This window comes from Clostridioides sp. ZZV15-6388 (assembly GCF_020657755.1).
Lineage (GTDB): Bacteria > Bacillota > Clostridia > Peptostreptococcales > Peptostreptococcaceae > Clostridioides.
In genome coordinates this window covers 42,973-48,972 of the sequence record NZ_JAGWCU010000028.1, presented here as the reverse complement: position 1 = coordinate 48,972, position 6,000 = coordinate 42,973, and the positions used below count along the sequence as shown (strand labels likewise).

8 protein-coding genes are annotated in these 6,000 nt (G+C 30.5%); all 8 read right to left on the bottom strand.

Features of this window, described 5'->3' with window-relative positions; all coding sequences use genetic code 11:
* Window positions 1-305: 305 nt before the first annotated feature.
* Window positions 306-698 carry a 30S ribosomal protein S9 gene (gene rpsI, locus KGF48_RS15300; RefSeq protein ID WP_003421105.1) on the bottom strand — a complete coding sequence of 131 codons (393 nt, stop codon included), beginning with the start codon at window positions 696-698 and terminating at the stop codon, window positions 306-308.
* Between the two features lie 28 nt (window positions 699-726).
* On the bottom strand, window positions 727-1,158 hold the full coding sequence (gene rplM, locus KGF48_RS15295; protein WP_227436993.1) for a 50S ribosomal protein L13: 432 nt from the start codon (window positions 1,156-1,158) through the stop codon (window positions 727-729).
* A 119-nt stretch (window positions 1,159-1,277) separates the two neighbouring features.
* On the bottom strand, window positions 1,278-2,009 hold the full coding sequence (gene truA / locus KGF48_RS15290) for a tRNA pseudouridine(38-40) synthase TruA (protein WP_227868217.1): 732 nt from the start codon (window positions 2,007-2,009) through the stop codon (window positions 1,278-1,280).
* 27 nt (window positions 2,010-2,036) lie between these two features.
* Window positions 2,037-2,840, bottom strand: coding sequence for an energy-coupling factor transporter transmembrane component T family protein (locus tag KGF48_RS15285; protein ID WP_227436997.1), 804 nt, complete (start codon window positions 2,838-2,840; stop codon window positions 2,037-2,039).
* On the bottom strand, window positions 2,834-3,700 hold the full coding sequence (locus KGF48_RS15280) for an energy-coupling factor transporter ATPase (RefSeq protein ID WP_227834972.1): 867 nt from the start codon (window positions 3,698-3,700) through the stop codon (window positions 2,834-2,836). The genes KGF48_RS15285 and KGF48_RS15280 overlap by 7 nt, the downstream gene beginning before the upstream one ends.
* Window positions 3,688-4,521, bottom strand: a complete 834-nt coding sequence (locus tag KGF48_RS15275; protein WP_227830327.1) for an energy-coupling factor transporter ATPase — start codon at window positions 4,519-4,521, stop codon at window positions 3,688-3,690. The genes KGF48_RS15280 and KGF48_RS15275 overlap by 13 nt, the downstream gene beginning before the upstream one ends.
* A gap of 119 nt (window positions 4,522-4,640) precedes the next feature.
* Entirely contained in the window at window positions 4,641-4,982 is a 342-nt protein-coding gene (gene rplQ / locus KGF48_RS15270) for a 50S ribosomal protein L17 (protein WP_003421117.1), read from the bottom strand.
* Between the two features lie 20 nt (window positions 4,983-5,002).
* Window positions 5,003-5,950, bottom strand: a complete 948-nt coding sequence (locus tag KGF48_RS15265; protein ID WP_227437003.1) for a DNA-directed RNA polymerase subunit alpha — start codon at window positions 5,948-5,950, stop codon at window positions 5,003-5,005.
* Window positions 5,951-6,000 lie beyond the last annotated feature (50 nt).

Below are 6,000 nucleotides of genomic sequence, written 5' to 3'. Positions count from 1 at the left end.
GAATTATATTATTGAATAACCTAAATTCTATTGCTTATAAAATGTAAAATTTTTAATTATATTTACTGTAACTTTCTTTATTAATTTCTCAATAGAACTATTATTCCAATAACTTTAACATGTAATTTTTTATTAGACAATTAAAACAATAAAAAGGATGTTTTTCTATTGAAAAACATCCTAATAAGATATCTTATTATTTTATTGTATATCAATAATTAACTTAAACCCAACATTTTAACATGCTCCCATATTTTCCAAATGGCAGAAAATAAAGGATTTTGCTTTTCCAAAAAAATAAATAATTATCTTTTTGAGAATTGTGGAGCTCTTCTTGCTGCTTTTAATCCGTATTTCTTTCTTTCCTTCATTCTTGCATCTCTAGTTAAGAAACCTTCTTTCTTTAAAGCAGGTCTTAAATCTAAATCAGCTTTTAATAAAGCTCTAGATATACCATGTCTTATAGCTCCAGCTTGTCCAGTGAATCCTCCACCTTCAACTTTTACTATAACATCATATTTATTTTCATTACCAGTTAAAACTAATGGTTGTTTAACATCTCTTATTAATGTTTCATAGTTAAAATAATTTTCTAATGCTCTTCCATTTACTAATATATTTCCTTCACCTGCAACTAGTCTTACTCTAGCAACAGAACTTTTTCTTCTTCCAGTTCCATAATATTGAACGTTAGCCATTATAAACTCCTCCTTTCACCTATTAATCTTATTTAAAGTTTAAAACTTCTGGATTTTGAGCTGCATGAGTGTGTTCAGCACCTGCAAATACTCTTAATCTAGTCATCATTCTACTTCTTAATTTGTTTTTAGGTAACATACCATTTACAGCATGTGCTATAACTTCTTCTGGTTTTTTATCCATCATATCTCTATAAGATATTTCTTTTAATCCACCTACATAACCAGTGTGGTATCTGTAATATTTTTGATCTAATTTTTTTCCACTTAAAACTACTTTTTCTGCATTTACTACAACAACAAAATCTCCACCATCAACGTGAGGAGTAAATGTTGGTTTATGTTTACCTCTCAATACTGTCGCAATTTCTGTTGCTATACGACCTAATGTTTTTCCTTCAGCATCAACTAAGTACCATTTTCTTTGTACATCAGCTGGCTTAGCTATATAACTTTTCATAACTGTCCCTCCTTAACTACTTTTCATAAAAATTTTTTACCGTTTATGTCAAGTCCGGGGCAAGTGGACTTATTAACACATTCTCATATATTTTAATACATGTAGCCTGGTGTGTCAAGTTAATAATGAACTTTTTTAAGAAATAATCCTTGTGCTGGAGCTGTATGTCCACATCTTGATCTGTTTTTGGATTCTATTATATCTAAAAATGATTCATTAATTCTACCACGACCTACATCAACAAGTGTTCCAACAATAATTCTCACCATATTATATAAGAACCCATCTCCACTAATTTCTAAAGTAATTAAATCATCTGTTTTTTTTATATTTATATCATATATTGTTCGTATTGTATCTTTTACAGATGAACCAGAACTCATAAAACCTTTAAAATCATGTGTACCCAATAGGCTTTTTGATTCTATACACATTTTATCAAAATCAAGTTCGTACTTTACTTGATATGATATGTTGTTAAGTATTGGATGTCTAAACTTACTGTTATATATTAAATATTTATATGTTTTTCCTTTTGCACTGTATCTTGAATGAAAATCATCATTAACTTCACATGCTTCTATAACTGATATATCTTTTGGTAATTTAGCATTTAGTGCCATTGGTATACTTTCTATACTTATACTTGAACTAATTTTAAAATTTGCAGTTTGTGCAAGAGCATGAACTCCTGAATCAGTTCTACCTGACCCTATAAGTTTAACTTCTTCATTCGTTATCTCATATATAGCCTTTTCAATTGTACCTTGTATCCCTAGAGAATCTGGTTGCTTCTGCCATCCACAATAATTTCTACCATCATATTGGATTGTAATCTTTATATTTCTCATATTTTACCTCATCTATATATGCTTCTATTAAATCGCTATAAATCTAGTAGCTATGATTAATCCTAAATAAATAACTTGAAACACACATGCTATATAATCTGCTTTTACTATAACAGACTCCCTCATTTTTGTTCTATTGTGCCCACCTCTATAACATCTAGCTTCCATAGCCATAGCTAATTCATCTGCTCTTCTAAATGCACTAACAAATAGTGGAACTAAAAGAGGTACTAGATTTTTAGCTCTATTTATAAGATTTTTACTTTCAAAGTCTGCACCTCTAGACATCTGAGCTTTCATTATTTTATCTGTTTCGTCCAATAATGTCGGAATAAAGCGCAAAGCAATTGTCATCATCATTGCAAGCTCATGAACTGGTAAACCAATTTTCTTAAAGGGATTCAATAATCTCTCTATACCATCTGTCAATTCTATTGGTGAAGTTGTTAAAGTAAGTAATGATGTCCCAATTACTAAAAATATAAGTCTTATTGCCATAAAAATTGCTTGTCTCAAACCTTGACTTGTTATCGTTAAAAATCCAAATGACCATATCTCATCACCTGGTAAGAAAAAAATATTTATAATAAATGTAAATAAAATAATCCACTTAAGAGGCTTTACACCCTTAACAATATACTTAACTGGTATATTAGCTAACTTTATCATACCTAATAAACATAATAAAACTATCATATAAGGCCAAAATTTATTTACTACAAATATAGATACCATAAATACAATTGTTGCTACAAGTTTTATCCTTGGATCTAATTTATGAATAGCAGAACTTGTTGGGTAGTATTGCCCTATAGTTATATCTTTTAACATAATCCTCGCCCTCTCACAACTCTTAATATTTCCTGTTTTGCTTCTTCTAAAGTCAATATGTCTTCACTAATGTCAAAACCTTGTTCTCTTAATTTCAATGCAAGTTCTAAAACCTGTGGAATATCTAAACCAATTTCTTTTAATTTAATAGCATTTGATTTAAATACATCTCTAGGAGTACCCATAAATTCTATTTTTCCATGATTCATAACAATTAAAGTTTGTGCCAACTTTGCCATATCATCCATACTATGTGATGACAATATTATAGTCATATTGTTTTTTTCATGTAAGTTTTTTATTAAATTGAAAATTTCATCTCTTCCACCAGGGTCAAGACCCGCAGTTGGCTCATCTAATATAAGTACTTCTGGATTCATTGCTATAACTCCAGCTATTGCAACTCTACGTTTTTGTCCTCCTGATAATTCAAATGGAGATTTATCTTTAAATTCCTCATAGTCAAGTCCTACGGCTTCCATCGATGCTTTTACCCTATTATGTATTTCAGCCTCTTCTAGACCTAAATTAGCGGGTCCAAAAGCTATATCTTTATCAATTGTTTCTTCAAATAATTGATATTCTGGATATTGAAATACAACACCTACTCTTTTCCTTATCTCAGTTAGGTTTAAATTCTTATCTGTTATATTAAAATCATTTATAAAAATCTCTCCTGAGGAAGGCTTTAATAGTCCATTTAAATGTTGTATCAATGTAGACTTTCCTGAACCTGTATGACCTATAAGTCCAACAAAATCTCTATCTTTAATTTCAAAAGATACATCATCAAGTGCCTTACTTGCAAAAGGCATCCCTTCATTATATATATGTGTTAAGTTCTTTACTATAATTGACATAATTCCATCACCATCTCATCCACAGTTAATATATCACTACTAATATTTATACCTTCTTCTATTAATAAACTAGACAACTCTGTCATACAAGGCACATCTAAACCGATTTCCTTTAACATATCTATTTTACTAAATACTTCTTTAGGAGTCCCTTCTAAAAGTTTCTTACCTTTCTCCATAACGACAACTCTATCAGCTTCTACAGCTTCTTCCATAAAGTGCGTTATATGTAAAACAGTTATATTTTCTTCTTTATTAAGTCTTTTTATTGTTTTCATAACTTCTTTTCTTCCAGATGGGTCTAACATCGCTGTTGCTTCATCAAATATTATACACTTAGGCCTCATTGCAATTATACCTGCTATTGCAACCCTCTGTTTTTGACCACCTGATAACAAATGTGGTTGTCTACCTCTTAAATCATACATACCTACACTTTTTAAAGACTCTTCTACAATACGTCTTATCTCTTTTGGCTCTATGCCTAAGTTTTCAGGACCAAAAGCTACATCTTCCTCTACTATTGTGGCAACAATTTGATTATCTGGGTTTTGAAATACCATGCCTGCTGTTTGTCTTATATCCCATAATCTTTCTTCTTCTTTGGTATCCATTCCATCAATGAGAATATTTCCTTCTGTAGGCATAAGAATAGCATTTAAGTTTTTAGATAAAGTAGACTTACCAGAACCATTATGTCCTATTATCGCAACAAATTCTCCCTTTTTAACATCCAAGCTTAAATTATCTATTGCTTTAAGTTTTGCTTCATCTGTAATATACTCAAATGAAATATTGTTTACTTTTATTATATTATCCATTAATTCATACTCCTTTTAGTAAGCAATAACTTATAAAAATCATTTTACACATTATTATATCACACCTTAGTCAAAAAAATAAAAAAAAGATTAAGCCATCAAGCCTAATCCTTTCCTTACTATACTAATTCTATAAAAGCCATTTCAGCAGCATCGCCTTTTCTTGGCCCTATTTTTATTATTCTAGTGTATCCACCATTTCTCTCAGCATATTTTGGAGCTAAATCTGTGAATAAGTTATTAACTACTGTTTCATCCATAACATAAGCTAAAACTTGTCTTCTAGCATGAAGATCTCCTCTTTTAGCAAGAGTTATCATCTTTTCAGCCATTCTACGAGTTTCTTTAGCTCTAGTTACTGTAGTTTCTATTCTTCCACTTCTTAGTAAACAAGTTACTAAGTTTCTTAACATAAGGTTTCTGTGAGCTGTTTCACGTCCTAATTTACGGTACTTAGCCATTCTTATCCCTCCTTTGCTCGCTATTCTTCACTTGGTTTTAAACCTAGCCCAAGTTCCTCTAGTTTTTGTATTACCTCTTCTAATGACTTTTTACCTAGGTTTCTAACCTTCATCATATCGTCTTCAGACTTATTAGCTAATTCTTCAACTGTATTAATTCCCGCTCTCTTTAAACAGTTGTATGATCTAACTGATAAATCTAATTCTTCTATAGTCATTTCAAGAACTTTTTCTTTTTGATCTTCTTCTTTTTCTACCATGATTTCAACACTACTTACATGTTCAGTTAAGTCTATAAATAGATTTAAATGCTCAACTAATACTTTTGCAGCTAATGATATACCTTCTTGAGGGTTTATACTACCATTAGTCCAAACTTCTAGTACTAATTTATCATAATCTGTTTTTTGACCAACTCTTGTGTTTTCTACATGATAACTAACTTTCTCAACAGGAGTATATATTGAATCCACAGGTAAAACACCTATTGGAACATTCTCTGTTTTATTTTCTTCAGCAGAAACATAACCTCTACCTTTATCTACAAATATTTCCATATTAAACTTGGCATTATCATCTAATGTAGCTATTGCTAAGTCTTTGCTTAATATTTCAACATCTGGAGGACAGATTATATCTGAACCTGTGATAGAGCATGGTCCTTGAGCCTCTATTTTAAGTGTTCTACTTCCTTCACCATCTATAGTTGCTGAAAGCTCTTTTAAAGTTAATATTATCTCTGTAACATCTTCTTTAACACCAGGTATTGTAGAGAATTCATGAAGAACTCCATCTATTTTTATAGCATTTACAGCTACACCTGGTAAAGATGATAATAATATTCTTCTTAGTGCGTTACCTATAGTTATTCCATATCCTCTTTCTAGAGGTTCTATAACAAACTTACCATATCTATAGTCTTCGCTAAGCTCAACTATATCTACTTTTGGCTTTTCTATTTCTATCATGGACAAAACCCTCCTTAAAATTCAGTAATCCACTGAGGGTAAACAAAATT

Excerpts from the sequence above, each read along its gene's own strand:
- rpsI (WP_003421105.1), bottom strand. The coding sequence starts at position 698 with ATGGCTAACGTTCAATATTATGGAACTGGAAGAAGAAAAAGTTCTGTT.
- rplM (WP_227436993.1), bottom strand. The coding sequence starts at position 1,158 with ATGAAAAGTTATATAGCTAAGCCAGCTGATGTACAAAGAAAATGGTAC.
- truA (WP_227868217.1), bottom strand. The coding sequence starts at position 2,009 with ATGAGAAATATAAAGATTACAATCCAATATGATGGTAGAAATTATTGT.
- KGF48_RS15285 (WP_227436997.1), bottom strand. The coding sequence starts at position 2,840 with ATGTTAAAAGATATAACTATAGGGCAATACTACCCAACAAGTTCTGCT.
- KGF48_RS15280 (WP_227834972.1), bottom strand. The coding sequence starts at position 3,700 with ATGTCAATTATAGTAAAGAACTTAACACATATATATAATGAAGGGATG.
- KGF48_RS15275 (WP_227830327.1), bottom strand. The coding sequence starts at position 4,521 with ATGGATAATATAATAAAAGTAAACAATATTTCATTTGAGTATATTACA.
- rplQ (WP_003421117.1), bottom strand. The coding sequence starts at position 4,982 with ATGGCTAAGTACCGTAAATTAGGACGTGAAACAGCTCACAGAAACCTT.
- KGF48_RS15265 (WP_227437003.1), bottom strand. The coding sequence starts at position 5,950 with ATGATAGAAATAGAAAAGCCAAAAGTAGATATAGTTGAGCTTAGCGAA.